Origin of the sequence: Oceanospirillum sediminis (assembly GCF_014164585.1) — a bacterium.
Taxonomy (GTDB): domain Bacteria; phylum Pseudomonadota; class Gammaproteobacteria; order Pseudomonadales; family Halomonadaceae; genus Oceanospirillum; species Oceanospirillum sediminis.
In genome coordinates this window covers 1-355 of the sequence record NZ_JACJFM010000238.1, presented here as the reverse complement: position 1 = coordinate 355, position 355 = coordinate 1, and the positions used below count along the sequence as shown (strand labels likewise).

Annotated in this window: 1 protein-coding gene; it reads left to right on the top strand. The window is 33.0% G+C overall.

Annotation, left to right across the window (positions count from 1 at the left end):
- Positions 1–355: hypothetical protein (locus H4O21_RS28550; protein WP_220495886.1), on the top strand; the 355-nt coding region annotated here is incomplete at both ends.

Genomic DNA, 355 nt, shown 5'->3' with positions numbered 1-355 from the left:
ATAATTTAAGGAGCCATCAGCTAAACTTCAACCATAAAATACAAGAAAGTTGGCTCATAACCTTTCAAACGGCCATTGGCTCCAATGAAAGTTCTAGTGAGAATTTCACCAGTAAAAATTTTAAGTTTGATGAAGCGTTGCTTAATCCAAAATTATCTTACCTATTCAATGAAAATAGTCGTTTTGACATTTTTTATCAGTACACCGTAAAAGATAATACTATCGGTAGCCTAGAATCTTTACAACAGCAAAAATTTGGTTTGGGTTTCAACTTTTCCAAAAATGAAAAAGGGGCTATTAACGGTGAAGTGAACTATTTTTCAAATGATTTTACTGGAAGCCCAAATACACCTGT